General features: G+C 35.4%; 13 protein-coding genes. 11 read left to right on the forward strand and 2 right to left on the reverse strand.

Translation table 11 applies throughout. The features are described from left to right. Positions 1-58: 58 nt before the first annotated feature. From GON26_RS13495 to GON26_RS13540, 10 genes are all read left to right on the forward strand, one after another. Complete coding sequence (locus GON26_RS13495) at positions 59-2,458, forward strand: TonB-dependent receptor (RefSeq protein WP_160375303.1); 2,400 nt, start codon at positions 59-61, stop codon at positions 2,456-2,458. Between the two features lie 36 nt (positions 2,459-2,494). Continuing rightward, positions 2,495-3,316 (forward strand): DUF4249 domain-containing protein, encoded by an 822-nt coding sequence (locus tag GON26_RS13500; RefSeq protein WP_160375304.1) that lies wholly within the window; start codon positions 2,495-2,497, stop codon positions 3,314-3,316. Positions 3,317-3,328: 12 nt separating this feature from the next. Beyond that, positions 3,329-3,811, forward strand: coding sequence for a GyrI-like domain-containing protein (locus GON26_RS13505; RefSeq protein ID WP_160375305.1), 483 nt, complete (start codon positions 3,329-3,331; stop codon positions 3,809-3,811). Positions 3,812-3,816: 5 nt separating this feature from the next. Then, the gene (locus GON26_RS13510) at positions 3,817-4,260 is read left to right on the forward strand and encodes a DinB family protein (protein ID WP_160375306.1); all 444 of its coding nucleotides are present in this window, start codon (positions 3,817-3,819) and stop codon (positions 4,258-4,260) included. A gap of 178 nt (positions 4,261-4,438) precedes the next feature. Beyond that, positions 4,439-5,101 (forward strand): thiamine diphosphokinase, encoded by a 663-nt coding sequence (locus GON26_RS13515; RefSeq protein ID WP_160375307.1) that lies wholly within the window; start codon positions 4,439-4,441, stop codon positions 5,099-5,101. 271 nt (positions 5,102-5,372) lie between these two features. Next, a complete protein-coding gene (gene rlmF, locus GON26_RS13520) occupies positions 5,373-6,317 on the forward strand; it encodes a 23S rRNA (adenine(1618)-N(6))-methyltransferase RlmF (protein ID WP_160375308.1) in 945 nt (314 codons plus the stop codon). A 79-nt stretch (positions 6,318-6,396) separates the two neighbouring features. Then, positions 6,397-6,627 carry a uroporphyrinogen decarboxylase gene (locus GON26_RS13525; RefSeq protein WP_160375309.1) on the forward strand — a complete coding sequence of 77 codons (231 nt, stop codon included), beginning with the start codon at positions 6,397-6,399 and terminating at the stop codon, positions 6,625-6,627. A 109-nt stretch (positions 6,628-6,736) separates the two neighbouring features. Further along, positions 6,737-7,675 (forward strand): alpha/beta fold hydrolase, encoded by a 939-nt coding sequence (locus tag GON26_RS13530; protein WP_160375310.1) that lies wholly within the window; start codon positions 6,737-6,739, stop codon positions 7,673-7,675. Positions 7,676-8,071: 396 nt separating this feature from the next. Next, the gene (locus GON26_RS13535) at positions 8,072-11,194 is read left to right on the forward strand and encodes a TonB-dependent receptor (protein ID WP_160375311.1); all 3,123 of its coding nucleotides are present in this window, start codon (positions 8,072-8,074) and stop codon (positions 11,192-11,194) included. 77 nt (positions 11,195-11,271) lie between these two features. After that, on the forward strand, positions 11,272-11,532 hold the full coding sequence (locus tag GON26_RS13540) for a hypothetical protein (RefSeq protein WP_160375312.1): 261 nt from the start codon (positions 11,272-11,274) through the stop codon (positions 11,530-11,532). A gap of 646 nt (positions 11,533-12,178) precedes the next feature. Here the strand turns inward: GON26_RS13540 and GON26_RS13545 are convergent. Continuing rightward, entirely contained in the window at positions 12,179-12,517 is a 339-nt protein-coding gene (locus tag GON26_RS13545) for a winged helix-turn-helix transcriptional regulator (RefSeq protein WP_160375313.1), read from the reverse strand. A gap of 112 nt (positions 12,518-12,629) precedes the next feature. Between GON26_RS13545 and GON26_RS13550 the strand changes: the two genes are divergently transcribed. Next, positions 12,630-13,034 carry a DoxX family protein gene (locus GON26_RS13550; protein ID WP_160375314.1) on the forward strand — a complete coding sequence of 135 codons (405 nt, stop codon included), beginning with the start codon at positions 12,630-12,632 and terminating at the stop codon, positions 13,032-13,034. Positions 13,035-13,177: 143 nt separating this feature from the next. Here GON26_RS13550 and GON26_RS13555 read toward each other — a convergent pair whose 3' ends face one another. Beyond that, positions 13,178-13,933 carry a hypothetical protein gene (locus GON26_RS13555; RefSeq protein WP_160375315.1) on the reverse strand — a complete coding sequence of 252 codons (756 nt, stop codon included), beginning with the start codon at positions 13,931-13,933 and terminating at the stop codon, positions 13,178-13,180. Positions 13,934-14,019: the final 86 nt, after the last annotated feature.

Genomic DNA, 14,019 nt, shown 5'->3' on the forward strand with positions numbered 1-14,019 from the left:
ACCGTTCAGTAGGCATTCCTTTTCGAATTAATGAAATTTGTAATTCAAATAACCAGCAATGATTTTAAAAAAAATTAGTTTCCTTATTTTCTTCTTTTTAACAGTCTTACCTACTTTTTCGCAAAACACAGAGCCTGCTAAACAAAAGTTTACACTGAGTGGTACCATTACCGACTTAAAAAATAATGAAACTTTAATTGGTGTTAATATTTATATTCCGGCTTTAAAAATGGGAACCACTACTAACGAATATGGTTTTTATTCCCTGACCGTTCCTGGAGGTGAGCATCAAATTGAAATCAGTTATGTGGGGTATCAAACCGTTCAACAAACCATTAATTTGAATCAAAATACTAAAAATAATTTTGGTCTAAACGAAGGTGGTGAACAACTTCAAGAGGTTGTCATTACCGATAACAAAGGTAAAATCAACATCAAATCGCCGGAAATGAGCACCAATAAACTCTCAATTTCTACCATTAAAAAAATGCCTGTAGTGCTTGGAGAGGTTGATGTCTTAAAATCTATTTTACTGCTTCCGGGTGTTACCAATGCGGGTGAAGGCGCTTCAGGATTTAATGTTCGTGGCGGTGGTGCTGATCAGAATTTAATTTTATTAGACGAAGCAACCATATTTAATTCGTCGCACGTTTTTGGATTTTTCTCTGTTTTTAATCCAGATGCCATCAAAGATTTAAAATTATATAAAGGTGGAATTCCTGCCCGTTATGGCGGAAGAGCTTCTTCTGTTTTGGATATTTATCAGAAGGATGGAAACAGCAAAGAATTTCATGTAAATGGAGGGATTGGTTTAATTTCAAGTCGAATTCTTGCCGAAGGTCCTTTGGTAAAAGATAAAGGTTCTTTTTTGATTGGAGGAAGAGCTTCGTATGCCCATTTGTTTTTAAAATTTTCTGAAGACAACAAAGACAATGCAGCTTATTTTTATGATTTAAATACAAAACTGAGTTACAAAGTAAACGATAACAACAGCTTGTATTTATCTGGTTATTTTGGTCGTGATGTTTTTAGTCTGAATAAAAGTTTTACAAATATTTACGGAAATTCAACGCTTAATCTGCGCTGGAACCATTTATATTCAGATAAATTATTCTCGAATTTATCCCTGATTTACAGCGATTATTATTACGGACTCGATTTTGATTATGTAGGTTTCAAATGGGATTCTGGTATCAAGAACTACAATATCAAATACGATTTCAAGAACTATATTTCGGATAAATTTAAACTGACTTATGGTTTAAACGGAATTTATTACGAATTTAATCCCGGAACAATTAAACCGTCAAATGATGAATCCAGAATTAATCCGGATCAGTTAGATAAAAAGTATGCTTTTGAGCCAGCCGTTTACATCGAAGCAGAAAACCAACTTTCGAAAAAACTGACTGTTTCTTACGGGTTACGTTACAGTTTGTTTTACCGTCTGGGCGAATCGACTGTTAATTTATACGAAAACAACAGTCCCGTAAACTTCAATCCGGATACAGAGGTTTATTCAAAGGGAACTCCAATTGGCACAGAACATTACAACAAAAACAAGGTAATAGAAAGTTATAACAACCTCGAACCCCGATTTGCTATTTCGTACCAACTTAATGATGATCAGGCCATCAAAGCAAGTTATAACAGGATGGCACAATATCTTCAGTTAATTTCGAACACCTCGTCTCCTACTCCGCTGGATGTCTGGATGCCAAGTGACCGATATATCAAACCGCAGCTCGCCGATCAGGTAGCTTTAGGTTATTTTAGAAATATCAACAATGGCGCTTATTCTATTGAAGCCGAAACCTTTTATAAAAAAATCAAAAATCGTCTGGATTACATTGATGGGGCCGATTTAATTGCGAACGATGCTATCGAACAGGTAATCCTTAACGGAAGAATGCGTGCCTATGGATTAGAAATTATGTTCAAGAAAAACGAAGGCAAATTCAACGGATGGGTTTCTTATACCTTATCCAAATCAGAGCAGCAGACTCCGGGAAGAACTCCTGAAGAAACCGGAATCAATAATGGTGAATGGTACAATTCTGCTTACGACAAAAAACATAATTTAGCCATTACAGGAGCTTATAATCTGAATGAAAAATGGTCCTTCGGAGCTAATTTTGCTTTACAGTCCGGACAGCCGGCGACATTTCCAAATGATCAGTATAAATATTTAGACATGACCGTTCCAAGTTATGGTTTGCGAAACAAAGACCGATTACCAGCCTATCATCATCTGGATATTTCTGCCACTTTAACTCCAAGAAAAAACAAAGACCGAAATTGGAAAGGCGAATGGGTTTTTAGCATTTACAACTTGTACAATCGTAAAAATGCAGCTTCAATCAACTTTAGGCAAAATGTCGATACGGGATACAACGAAGCCGTAAAAACCTCTATTTTCGGAATTGTTCCTGCTGTGAGCTACAATTTCAAATTTTAAAAATCATTTCTGTTAAAGGAAATTAAACGATATACCATGAAAAAAATACCTTTACTAATCGTGTTTTTCTTAACTATTTTCTTCACTGGCTGCGAAGAAGTTGTAGATGTTGATTTGGATCCGGCTCCACCAAAATTAGTGATTGAAGCCGCAATCAACTGGAAAAAAGGAACAACAGGAAATCAGCAAATTATAAAACTAACTACCACTACCGGGTTTTTCGAAAACGTAGTTCCAACTGTTTCCGGTGCTACCATTTTTGTGAAAAACAGCAGTAATCAACAATTCGATTTTGTCGAAGTAGGTAAAACAGGACGTTATGTATGCTCTAATTTTACACCTGTAATCAACGAAACCTATATTCTGACTGTCATTAGCAATGGCAATACTTACACCGCAACTGAAACGTTAACGGCTGTAGCACCTATCAAAAAAATAGAACAAAATAACGAAGGTGGTTTTACCGGAGATGAAATTGAAGTACGAACTTTTTATGATGATCCTGCGGATGAAAACAACTATTACTTATACAAATATGTCTATTCAAACAAAATCACCTCAAACTATTATGTTGATGAAGATAAATTTTTTCAGGGAAATGAGTTTTTTAGTATTTCAGATGATGAAGATTTAAAGGCCGAAGATGTTATTGAGGTAACACATATCGGAATTTCGAAACAATACTATAATTATATGACGATTCTAATCAGTATTGCAGGTAGTAGTTCCGGTGGCCCCTTTCAGTCGCCTCCTGCCACCGTAAAAGGAAATATCATCAATACTACTGATAAAGCAAATTACCCGTTAGGCTATTTTTCTTTAAGCGAAATTGACTCCAGAAAATACACTATTGAATAAAATCAAATTGAAATGGAACTTCGAATTGAAAATCTGACAGCAAAAAAAATTATTGGAAAACACCTCATCATGTCTTTCCTCGAAAATAAAACTTTTGAATTATGGAGCGGTTTTATGCCCCGAAGAAAGGAAATTAAAAACCAGGTCAATACTAATTTATATTCGCTCGAAGTTTTTCCTTTAAATCATTTTACTCATTTCGACCCCGCTAACACTTTCGAAAAATGGGCTGGAGTCGAAGTAAGCGATTTTAATGAGATTCCATTAAATATGGAAAAATTACTAATTCCAGACGGTTTATATGCTGTATTTCTTCATAAAGGCCCGGCAGCTAATGCACATCAAACCTATCATTCCATTTTTGCAGAATGGATTCCAAAATCAGAATATGCTGTTGATGACAGACCACATTTTGCTGTAATGGATGAAAAGTATAAAAAAGACGATCCGGAATCTGAAGAAGAAATTTGGATTCCTATTAGAAATAAAATTTAAAAATTATGTTAGTAGAAACTTTAAAATCGCTTTTCAACCGGGACCTCAACAAACTTATTTTCGAAATTGAATCCTACGAAAACGAAGCCCTGATTTGGACCATTGATAAAAACATTTCTAACTCAGCGGGAAATCTTACGTTGCACCTCATCGGGAATATCAATACGTTCATTGGTGCCGAAATCGGAAAAACAGGTTACATTCGGGACAGACCTTTAGAATTTTCTCTGAAAAACATTCCCAGAACAACATTAATTCAAAAAATAAACGACACTATTCTTGTCGTAAACCATGCTCTTGATTCTTTAAAAGAAGAAGATCTGGAAGCTATTTATCCGCAAATTGTTTTCGAAAAAGAAATGACAACCGGTTTTTTCCTGGTTCATCTTTCGACCCATTTAGCCTATCATCTAGGCCAAATCAATTACCACAGACGACTGGTGATTTAAGACTTTAGATTTTAGATTTCTTAGCTTCTTTATTATAATTTTTAATCACCTATTTAAAAAAGTTTTAAACTTTGCGATCTTTGCGTAAAACTTAGCGACCTTTGCAGTTAATTTTTAAGCTTAGTTTCAGCCCTTGAAGCAAATCTAAAATCTACAGTCTAAAATCTAAAATAAAAAAATGTCATCACACCATATTGTCCGCGACGACCAGGAACCCGCTTTAATCATTGCCAACGGAGCTGCTTGCCATCCTGAATTATTAGGGCAATTACTGGAATGGTCGCCACTTGTGGTTGTACTCGATTCTGCTATCGAAAGGGTGATTGAACTAGATATAAAAGTCGATGTGCTTCTGGGAGATTTTGACCGTGATTTCGATCCAGAAATTTACAAAACGTCGCAATTCCCAATCGAAATCGTACATGCACCAGACCAGGACAAAACCGATCTGGAAAAAGCTTTCGATTACTTAATCGAACGAAAAATCCTAGCCGTAAACGTGGTTTGGGCTACCGGAAAACGCGCCGATCACACCATAACTAATCTTACCAATATCGTTCGGTACCGCGATTTACTCAAAATTGTGATTCTCGACGACCATTCCAAAATATTTCTTTTGCCTAACAAATTCGAAAAATGGTACACGGCAAAAACACCTATTTCGCTCATTCCTGTTGGCGTAGTAAACGGCATATACTCAACTAATTTGCAATATCCTTTACAAAACGACACGCTTACAATGGGTTACAGAACCGGCAGCAGTAATGCCGTTGCTCAGGACGGTATCGTAACCATCACCCACACCAATGGTGATTTATTGCTTATGGAGTGTATGGACTGAGGTTTCTGTTGTGGGTTTTGGGTTGTGGGTTGTGGGTTGTGGGTTTTGGGTTTTGGGTTTTGAGTTTTGGGTTTTGGGTTGTGAGTTGTGAAAATTGGATTTTGAATTTTAGATTCACAAATTTAATATTGAAATTGATTTTTGAAATTGCAATTGATATTGGAATTTGGAATTTAAAAAATTGGAATTTTGAAGGATTAGCCAATCATTTTCATAAGTAGCCGTTACCCGAAAGGAATGACTATCTTTGCACCAAAATTCACAAACAGAAATGACAGACAATTCAGAAAAAACCAATTTACATCCTAGAAATCTTCATCGTTCCCGATATGATTTCGCACAGCTTATTCTTAATTGTCCCGAATTAAAAAATCATGTTGCCATAAACATTCATGGTGTCGAAACCATTGATTTTAGTGACCCGCAGGCAGTAAAAATGCTTAACAAAGCATTATTAAAAACCTATTATAATATTCAAAACTGGGATATTCCTAAAAATTATCTCTGTCCTCCTATTCCGGGAAGAACAGATTATATTCATTATCTGGCCGATTTATTAACGGAAACTAACAACAGAATCTTACCTAACGGAGAGAATGTTTTAGGACTGGATATCGGAACGGGATCGAACTGTATCTATCCAATTTTAGGAAACGCTATTTACGATTGGGCATTTGTAGGTACTGATACCGATGAAAAAGCCATCGCAAATTGCAGTAAAATAATCGAAGCCAATCCGCATTTAATTGAAGCCATCAGTCTGCAGCAGCAAACCGAATCCCGCTTTATTTTCAAAAACATCATCACTCCTGAGGATCGTTTTACTTTTACGATGTGCAATCCGCCTTTTCATGCTTCCGAAGAAGAAGCGAATAAAAGTACGGTACGCAAAGTCTCAAATCTGAATCCAAAAGAGAAAAAACCAATTAATCCGGTTTTGAACTTTGGCGGACAAAATGCCGAATTATGGTGTGCTGGCGGCGAAATTGGTTTTGTAACCCAAATGATTTACGAAAGTGCCAAATACCCAATGCAGTGTTTGTGGTTTACCACTTTGGTTTCTAAAAAAGAAAATCTTTCGAGCATCTATAAAACGTTAAACAAAGTAAATGCAGCCACAATCAAAACAATTGATATGGCACAAGGGCAAAAAACCAGCCGTATTGTAGCCTGGTCGTTTTTGAGTGAACCTCAGCAGAAAAAATGGTTTCTTTAAAATCGATTTCTTAAACGAAAGTTTGATTTTATAATTTGCTTTTGCTAGGTTTGCGCTTTACAAAATACATTATATAACTATGGCAGAGTACATTGGATATCTTGCATCAATTTTTATTGTTGGCGGTTTTTTGCTGAAAGATCTAAAAACAATACGCTTAATCAATCTGTTTGGATGTATTTGTTTTGTGCTTTATGGTATCTTTTTTAAAGATTACACAGACATACATCAATGGCTTTTGCCTGTGATTATTCCAAATGCTATTTTAGCATTTGTACAAATATACCACCTGACTTCAAAAAAATCCTAGAACAGTATAAGGAGCAAACATTGTAATTATAATAATCTGGAATTAAATTCTGAAACAACAAATATTTGATTTATAGGTAAATTTAATCTCGAATTGAATTCTATCTATTATGCCAAAAACATTGTTTAAATTTGTCTTTTTATTTTTAATTGTAAGCTGTTCATCTGTTAAAAAAGAAAAAATAGACGACTACGTTTTTAAGACTAAATCGGAAAAGAAAGCCTATATAAAATCGTATGACAAAGCCCTGAAACTTTGGGATATTCCTTATACCGAAGAAAATATACCCACTAAATTTGGCACCGCTCATATTATAATTGCCGGACCTAAAAACGGAAAAGATTTGGTTTTACTCCACGGAATGGACGCCAGTTCGACTATGTGGTATCCCAACATCAAGGCATTGGCCAAAACACATCGGATTTACGCTATTGATTACATAATGGAACCGGGTAAATCTACGCTGACAACAAATCCGCTTTCCTCTGAAGAAATCGTAGTCTGGTACAATCAAATCTTCGATCATTATAAGTTAAAAAACTTTGATATCGTCGCTGCTTCCCGCGGAGGCTGGATTGCAACGCTGTTGGCGACACAAAAGCAGAATAATATTGATAAAGTAGTTTTGCTAAGCCCTGCTCAGACTTTTGGTTACATAGACAAACCCAGAAAAACTTCTGCTGCCTTATTTTTAAAACTTTTTCCGAGTGAGAGAAAGTTTCAGAAAACATTAAAAACCTTTTCTTATTATCCTCAGAAAATTAGTCCGGTTTACAAAAGACAATTTTATCTGGCGAATAAATATGCCAAATCAAATTCAAGTATGCTCCAGATGAAACCTTTTTCTGATGATGAATTAAAATCCATAACCAATCCTTTTCTGGTATTGATTGGCGATCATGATGTCATCAATTCTGACGACAGTCTTGAACGTGCTAAAGAATTTTTAGCGAACTGTAAAACTCAAAAATTAAAAGATGCCGGTCATTTTTTATCCATTGATCAGTCTAAAACGACCAATGAAGCTATTGTGAATTTCCTTAAATAATAAAAACTTAGTCTTAATACTGCTAAAAATGTTTTTAAAAGACTTTAAACTACCTATTCTTAAAATAGTGTAAAAAAGTTATTTTATTTTTTACCAAAGTAAGAATTTTAACATATTATTATGTAGTTTTACAGCTTTACAACACTCCTTTACATTAAATCTGTATTGTAAAATAGTAAATAATACCACAAATAGTATTTATAAATTACTAACAATTAGATTAGTAAAAAGAAAATTATTTTACATAGTTCGCTTCTTTAGGGAACGAACATTCCTCCTGAACAAATTCTTAATCTTTCATTTTTTGATAATTTATAAAGGTATTCGATAACTTCCTTATAAATTATTTTTTGCTTTCAATTGAACTTCAAATCAAACAAATAAAAATTGAAAATTATGAAAAAGGATTTACTAAAAACCCAATTGCTCGTTCGACTGACAAGAGCAACGCTATCGCCATTTGCCATAGCTATTATTTTATCCAGTAGCAGTTTAAGTGCCGCTGAACTTACCAACTCAGAAACAAAACAAACTTTTATTTCTAAAAATAAAGAAGTCGATCTGGTAAAAGGAAAAGTAACTGACGAAACAGGAGCCTCATTACCCGGCGTAAGTGTTTTGGTAAAAGGAACTCAAAAAGGAGCCGTTACAGATATTGACGGAAATTATACTATTGAAGCCAAAATTGGTGACGTTTTGCAATTTACTTATGTAGGCTTAGAAACTAAAACCGTTACTGTTGACGGCCCTATAGTAAATGTTGCTTTATCCTCCGGAAGTGGAGAAACGTTACAGGACGTTGTTATTATTGGTTCCCGTAATCCCACGAGAACGGTTACAGAATCGGCAGTACCTATTGATGTGATTGCCATGAAAGATATTGCAACACAGGGTGCTCAAACCAATCTGAATCAGATTTTGAATATGGTAGCGCCATCCTTTACGTCAAATACCCAAACCGTTGCTGATGGTACGGATCACTTAGACCCTGCACAGTTAAGAGGTTTAGGCCCGGATCAGGTATTGGTATTGGTAAACGGAAAAAGAAGACACACTTCCTCATTGGTAAACATCAACGGAACTCCCGGAAGAGGCTCTGTAGGGACAGATTTGAATGCGATTCCATCTTTTGCATTAGAAAAAATAGAAGTCCTTAGAGACGGAGCTTCAGCACAATATGGCTCTGATGCGATTGCAGGAGTAATCAATCTGAACCTGAAGAAAAACACCAATAAGTTTGATATCAATTTGTTTACCGGAAGTAATTTTTCCAGAAATGCCAACGACCACAGAGGAGGAAATGATGGAAACCATTACCAGATTGACGCCAATTATGGTACTGATTTAGGGAAAGAAAAAAGTTTTATCAACGTAACCGGAAGCTTGCAATTGCGTGATGCTACGAGCAGAGCCAAGGATGCGACAGGAACTTTATACAATGCTTATAATGCCATTGAACAAAGAGCTTTTGAGGACGGAATCAACATCAACTCTTTATTTGGGAATATTAACAACACCCCTAACACAACCCAGATTTTATCAACACTTAAAACCTATGCACCGGAAGTTGGCTATTTTACAGATGATCAAAGAACCGCAATAAACGGAGCGACCACTATTAGTGAGATGCAGACCGCTTTGAATTTTGATGCTGCAGATGGTGAATTAGCCTACCGCAATCTTCAGAGAAAAGATTATAATATGCGAATTGGGCAATCTTCTTTTGAAAGTGTTCAGTTCTTTCTGAATGCTGCTTATCCTATAACCGATAAATTGGAAGCTTATGTTTTTGGAGGTACCAGTTACAGAGAAGGCGAATCAGCAGGTTTTTACAGAAGACCTAACCAATCCAGATCGTACACGGGCTTGTATCTGAATGGTTTTTTACCGGAAATACATTCTACCATCAATGACCTTTCGGCAGCGGCTGGATTAAGAGGTACTATTTTTAGAAACTGGAATTTTGATTTGAGTAATACTTACGGAAGAAATGCCTTTGATTACAATATAGAAAATACAGTGAATGCTTCTTTAAGAGAAGAATCTCCTACTGAATTTGATGCTGGTGGTTTACGTTTTGCTCAAAACACCACCAACTTTGATATGAACAGAAAATTTGGTGCTTTAAACGTTGCTTTTGGAGCTGAATACCGTTATGAAATGTACGGAATCAATGCGGGAGTTCCGGATTCATACACTTTATATGATATTAATGGAGGTATTGCTTCTAATGATCCCAATAAAACCAATCTTTTAGTTACTGACTTTTTTGGAGCAACGAGAGCAGGCGGTGCGCAAGTTTTTCCTGGATATCGTCCAGTTGATGCGGTTAATGAAAAAAGAAATAGTGTCGCATTATACACTGATTTAGAATGGGATGTTACAGACAAATGGTTATTGAATGGAGCTGTACGTTTTGAAAATTATTCGGACTTCGGAAGTACTTTCAATTATAAATTGGCAACCCGCTATAACTTGACAGATAATATCAATTTACGTGGTGCTTATTCAACAGGATTTAGAGCTCCTTCTTTACATCAAATTTATTATAGTTCAACTGCAACGCAATTTACAGGAGGAGTTCCTTATGAAGTAAGAACTTTTAATAATGACCAATCTGGTGCTGCAGGGCTTTTTGGTATTCCTAAATTAAAACAAGAAGAATCAACCAGTTATAGTGCAGGATTTACAGCTAAAATACCAGCTGCCAATATTACCATAACTGCCGATGCTTATTTTGTACAAATAGACGACAGAGTGGTTCTTACCGATCAATTTACGCCTACTACAGCAACAAAACCTTTATATGATGCGGCTGGAGCCAATGCAGCCACTTTCTTTGCCAATGCTATTGATACCGAATCTAAAGGTATTGATATTGTAATCAGCAATAAACTGAATCTGAACGAAAACCTGACTTTGAAAAATGATTTATCAGGAACTTTTTCTAAAACACATCAGGTGGGCAACATTCATGCTTCTAAAATATTAGAAGAGGCAGGTCAGGTGAATACTTATTATTCGGAGTCTTCGAAAATTTATCTGGAAGAGGCTATACCAAGAGTAAAAGTAAATCTGACAAACAATCTGACCTATAAAAAGTTTGATTTCTTTTTAAGAAACGTCTATTTTGGAGAAGTAACCGATCCAAACGTTGCAGATGTAAATGATGATGGTTTTGTAGGCGCTACAATCGTAAATGGTAAAGCAGTAGAAAACGAACACCCAGTTTGGGGAGCTAAAATTATCACGGATATGTCTGTAGGTTTTAAAATTACTGATACTACCAAAATAATAGTGGGTGCCAACAATATTTTTGACATTTATCCGGATAAAAACTTAGGTCCGCAAACGGCAAAAAGAGCTAATGGTGTAGATGCTAACGGAAATGTAACCTACACAGCGACTGCTTCAGGTATCGATTTATCAAATGCAAATCAATTTGTATATTCAAGAAATGTTTCTCAGTTTGGGCAAAACGGTCGTTTTGTGTTCGCGAGATTAAGTTTTAGTTTTTAAGTTTTTGTTGTTTATTTACTAAGGCAGCCGTCAGCATTTATTTGCTGGCGGTTTTTTTGTGGGAGTAGTCATTGAGATTGTGTAAACTCATTTTTTCAGCTTACTCTACAAACTACCAAGCTCATTCTATAAACTACGAAGCTTACTCTACAGACTACGGAGCTCATTCTCTAAATTACGAAGCTTACTCTACAAACTACGAAGCTAATTCTCTAAACTACGAAGGTAATTCTCTAAGTTACGGAGCTTACTCTACAAACTACGAGGCTCATTCTAAAAACTACAGAGCTTACTCTACAGACTACGAAGCTTACTCTACAAACTACGAGGCTCGTTAACAAACTTACGATGCTCACTAACTAAATTACCAAGGTTACTAACAACCTTACCACGCTCGGTAACAGACTTACCAAGCTTACTAACGAAATTACCAAGGCTACCAACAAACTTACCAAGCTCATTAACAGACTTACCGAGCTTACTAACACACTTACCATGCTCGGTAACAAACTTTCGATGCTCGGTAACGAAATTACGACGCTAACTAACAAACTTACAATGCTCGGTAACAAGCTTACGACGCTCTCTTACGAAATTACACGGTCTTTTATTTATCACATTGTCTTTTTAGTTACTTATATCCAAAGTGACTTATCGTTGCGGGCACGGATTGCAAATCCGCGCTATCTTTGCGCATATCCGAGAGATCGGGTACGATTGCAAATGCGTGCTATCTTTGTAAGGTTCTTTGCAGCGCAATCTTGTCATTCCGTAGGAATCTTTTTATCGATGATTTAGCATACACCGAATGTCACCCTGCCAGGGTTCTTTTTCGAAACCAACATGTGATTTTCTATAAATATATCACCCCGCTGGGGTTGTTTGCGAAATGCAATTTTCTATAAATATGTGAATCCGCTAGGATTGGAAATCAGCGCTATCTTTTGTCGGGTTACTTTGTAGCTATCAGAGACGTAGGGATCACTATTTTCCGATGACTTTATTTCGATGAGCCAAACCCCAAAAATGAAGTTCGTCTATCACTTTTTCGAGAGACAAACCGTGTGGAGTAATGGAATATTCAACCTTTGGCGGAAAAGTGTTATAAACTTCCCTGATGATAAGTTTATTCTCTTCAAGATTTTTCAACTCTTTTGAAAGTGTTTTATCAGTAATACCATTAACTTCTCGTGATATTTCCTTAAATCGTTTTGGACTTTCAGACAGCGAAAATAAGATCAGCAACTTCCATCTTCCTTCAACAGCTTCAAGAGCATCTTTTATGGATAACATCGTTTTAGGACAACCCCCTTTTGACAGCATATATTTTAAATTTTACGATACTCCCTATTTGGATAGTGCTTTCCAAACTGGAAGTAATATCATTTGGATAGTAAAGGTAATTAAATTTGTATCCACACATAAAAATAATGATATGACAAGAGAACAGAAAACATCAAAAACAATGACCATTATCCTTTGGATTGCACAAGTGCTTTTAGCCGCAACCTTTATTTCGGGAGGAATAATGAAACTTTTTTATCCTCACGAGTTGCCATTTCCGTGGGTAAAAGAAAACGAAATTTTGGTAAAACTTACAGGGATTTTAGACCTGTTAGCGGGTATCGGATTGGTTCTACCTACACTTATTAATATCTACCCAAAACTGACCATTTATGCCGCTTACGGAACAATCATTCTGATGACCGCTGCAAGTATTTTTCATATTTCAAGAGGGGAAGCAAAAGACATTGGTTTTAATGTTTTTGTGGCAATTACTGCTGTATTTATTGTATGGGGCCTACGAAGAAAAATAGCCTTCACTCCTGAAAAATTGTAGCAGAGAACAGTTTTGGCGAACTGCCAGGAGACTTTTATCAGGTTTATAATTCTTATGAAACAAAAAAATTGCGCAAAGTCTATAGAGACATTTGCGCAGATTTTCATAAGGAAGACATCGGGAAGCGGGGGATAAAACCAAACTTAATTAACCTCGATTAAAATCTTATTAGATACCATTTTTCCATAAAAAATTTCATCTTCTTTTTTGATTATTTTTTTTTCTTCCATTTTTTGGAAATAAGGTTTTAAAAATTCCCTTTCTAGATTTAGCTCTAAATAAAATGAAAACCCCTTTTTTTGAATATCAAATCCTCCTAAAAAAGGATTTGCAATATCTGGATGATAATACTCATATATAGGAATTTTAGTTAAGTTAAAAACATAGTTTAATTTGATTTTTGACTTCGGAGGGATTTCTTTCAAATTCTCTCTAAGAAAATTCAATTCTAACAACCACTTTTGATTTTCATTAAATCCTAATTTTCTGTATGCTTTTTCAATTAAATTATAATTATACTCTTCAGTTTCAAACTGAATATTATCAAACAAATCGTCTTCAGTAATATCTAAACTTCCTTTAGATGGAACTTGCGTTATAAAATTATCATTTTCATCTTTTATTCTTACTTCTAATAATATTTGTTCAACACTTCCTGAGCTAGTTACGATATTTTTATAACCTTGTTGAAATTCATACACACTAAGCGAGTTAGTACAAATGGGTAAAACTAACGTTTTGTCACTAAGGTTTTCAATTTCGACAACTAGCAACATATCATTTGTATTTGAAATATTTTGATTTAATATCTTCAAAGAAAGCTCATTATTATTTTGAGCATTCATTGATGATATAAACATTATTAGCATTATTATTTGCTTAAAAACCATATTTTTCATAATTACTTAATGGTGCTAAAACATTATATTGATTAAACTCCAATCGCAGATATGCGCAAAGATAGCGCGGATTTGCAATCCGTGCC

It is taken from the genome of Flavobacterium hydrocarbonoxydans (assembly GCF_009789235.1).
GTDB classification, from domain to species: domain Bacteria; phylum Bacteroidota; class Bacteroidia; order Flavobacteriales; family Flavobacteriaceae; genus Flavobacterium; species Flavobacterium hydrocarbonoxydans.

Bases quoted from the DNA above. Each gene is read 5' to 3' on its own strand.
- GON26_RS13530 (WP_160375310.1), top strand. From the start codon at position 6,737: ATGCCAAAAACATTGTTTAAATTTGTCTTTTTATTTTTAATTGTAAGC.
- GON26_RS13510 (WP_160375306.1), top strand. From the start codon at position 3,817: ATGTTAGTAGAAACTTTAAAATCGCTTTTCAACCGGGACCTCAACAAA.
- rlmF (WP_160375308.1), top strand. From the start codon at position 5,373: ATGACAGACAATTCAGAAAAAACCAATTTACATCCTAGAAATCTTCAT.
- GON26_RS13545 (WP_160375313.1), bottom strand. From the start codon at position 12,517: ATGCTGTCAAAAGGGGGTTGTCCTAAAACGATGTTATCCATAAAAGAT.
- GON26_RS13525 (WP_160375309.1), top strand. From the start codon at position 6,397: ATGGCAGAGTACATTGGATATCTTGCATCAATTTTTATTGTTGGCGGT.
- GON26_RS13555 (WP_160375315.1), bottom strand. From the start codon at position 13,933: ATGAAAAATATGGTTTTTAAGCAAATAATAATGCTAATAATGTTTATA.
- GON26_RS13505 (WP_160375305.1), top strand. From the start codon at position 3,329: ATGGAACTTCGAATTGAAAATCTGACAGCAAAAAAAATTATTGGAAAA.
- GON26_RS13515 (WP_160375307.1), top strand. From the start codon at position 4,439: ATGTCATCACACCATATTGTCCGCGACGACCAGGAACCCGCTTTAATC.
- GON26_RS13535 (WP_160375311.1), top strand. From the start codon at position 8,072: ATGAAAAAGGATTTACTAAAAACCCAATTGCTCGTTCGACTGACAAGA.
- GON26_RS13495 (WP_160375303.1), top strand. From the start codon at position 59: ATGATTTTAAAAAAAATTAGTTTCCTTATTTTCTTCTTTTTAACAGTC.
- GON26_RS13550 (WP_160375314.1), top strand. From the start codon at position 12,630: ATGACAAGAGAACAGAAAACATCAAAAACAATGACCATTATCCTTTGG.
- GON26_RS13500 (WP_160375304.1), top strand. From the start codon at position 2,495: ATGAAAAAAATACCTTTACTAATCGTGTTTTTCTTAACTATTTTCTTC.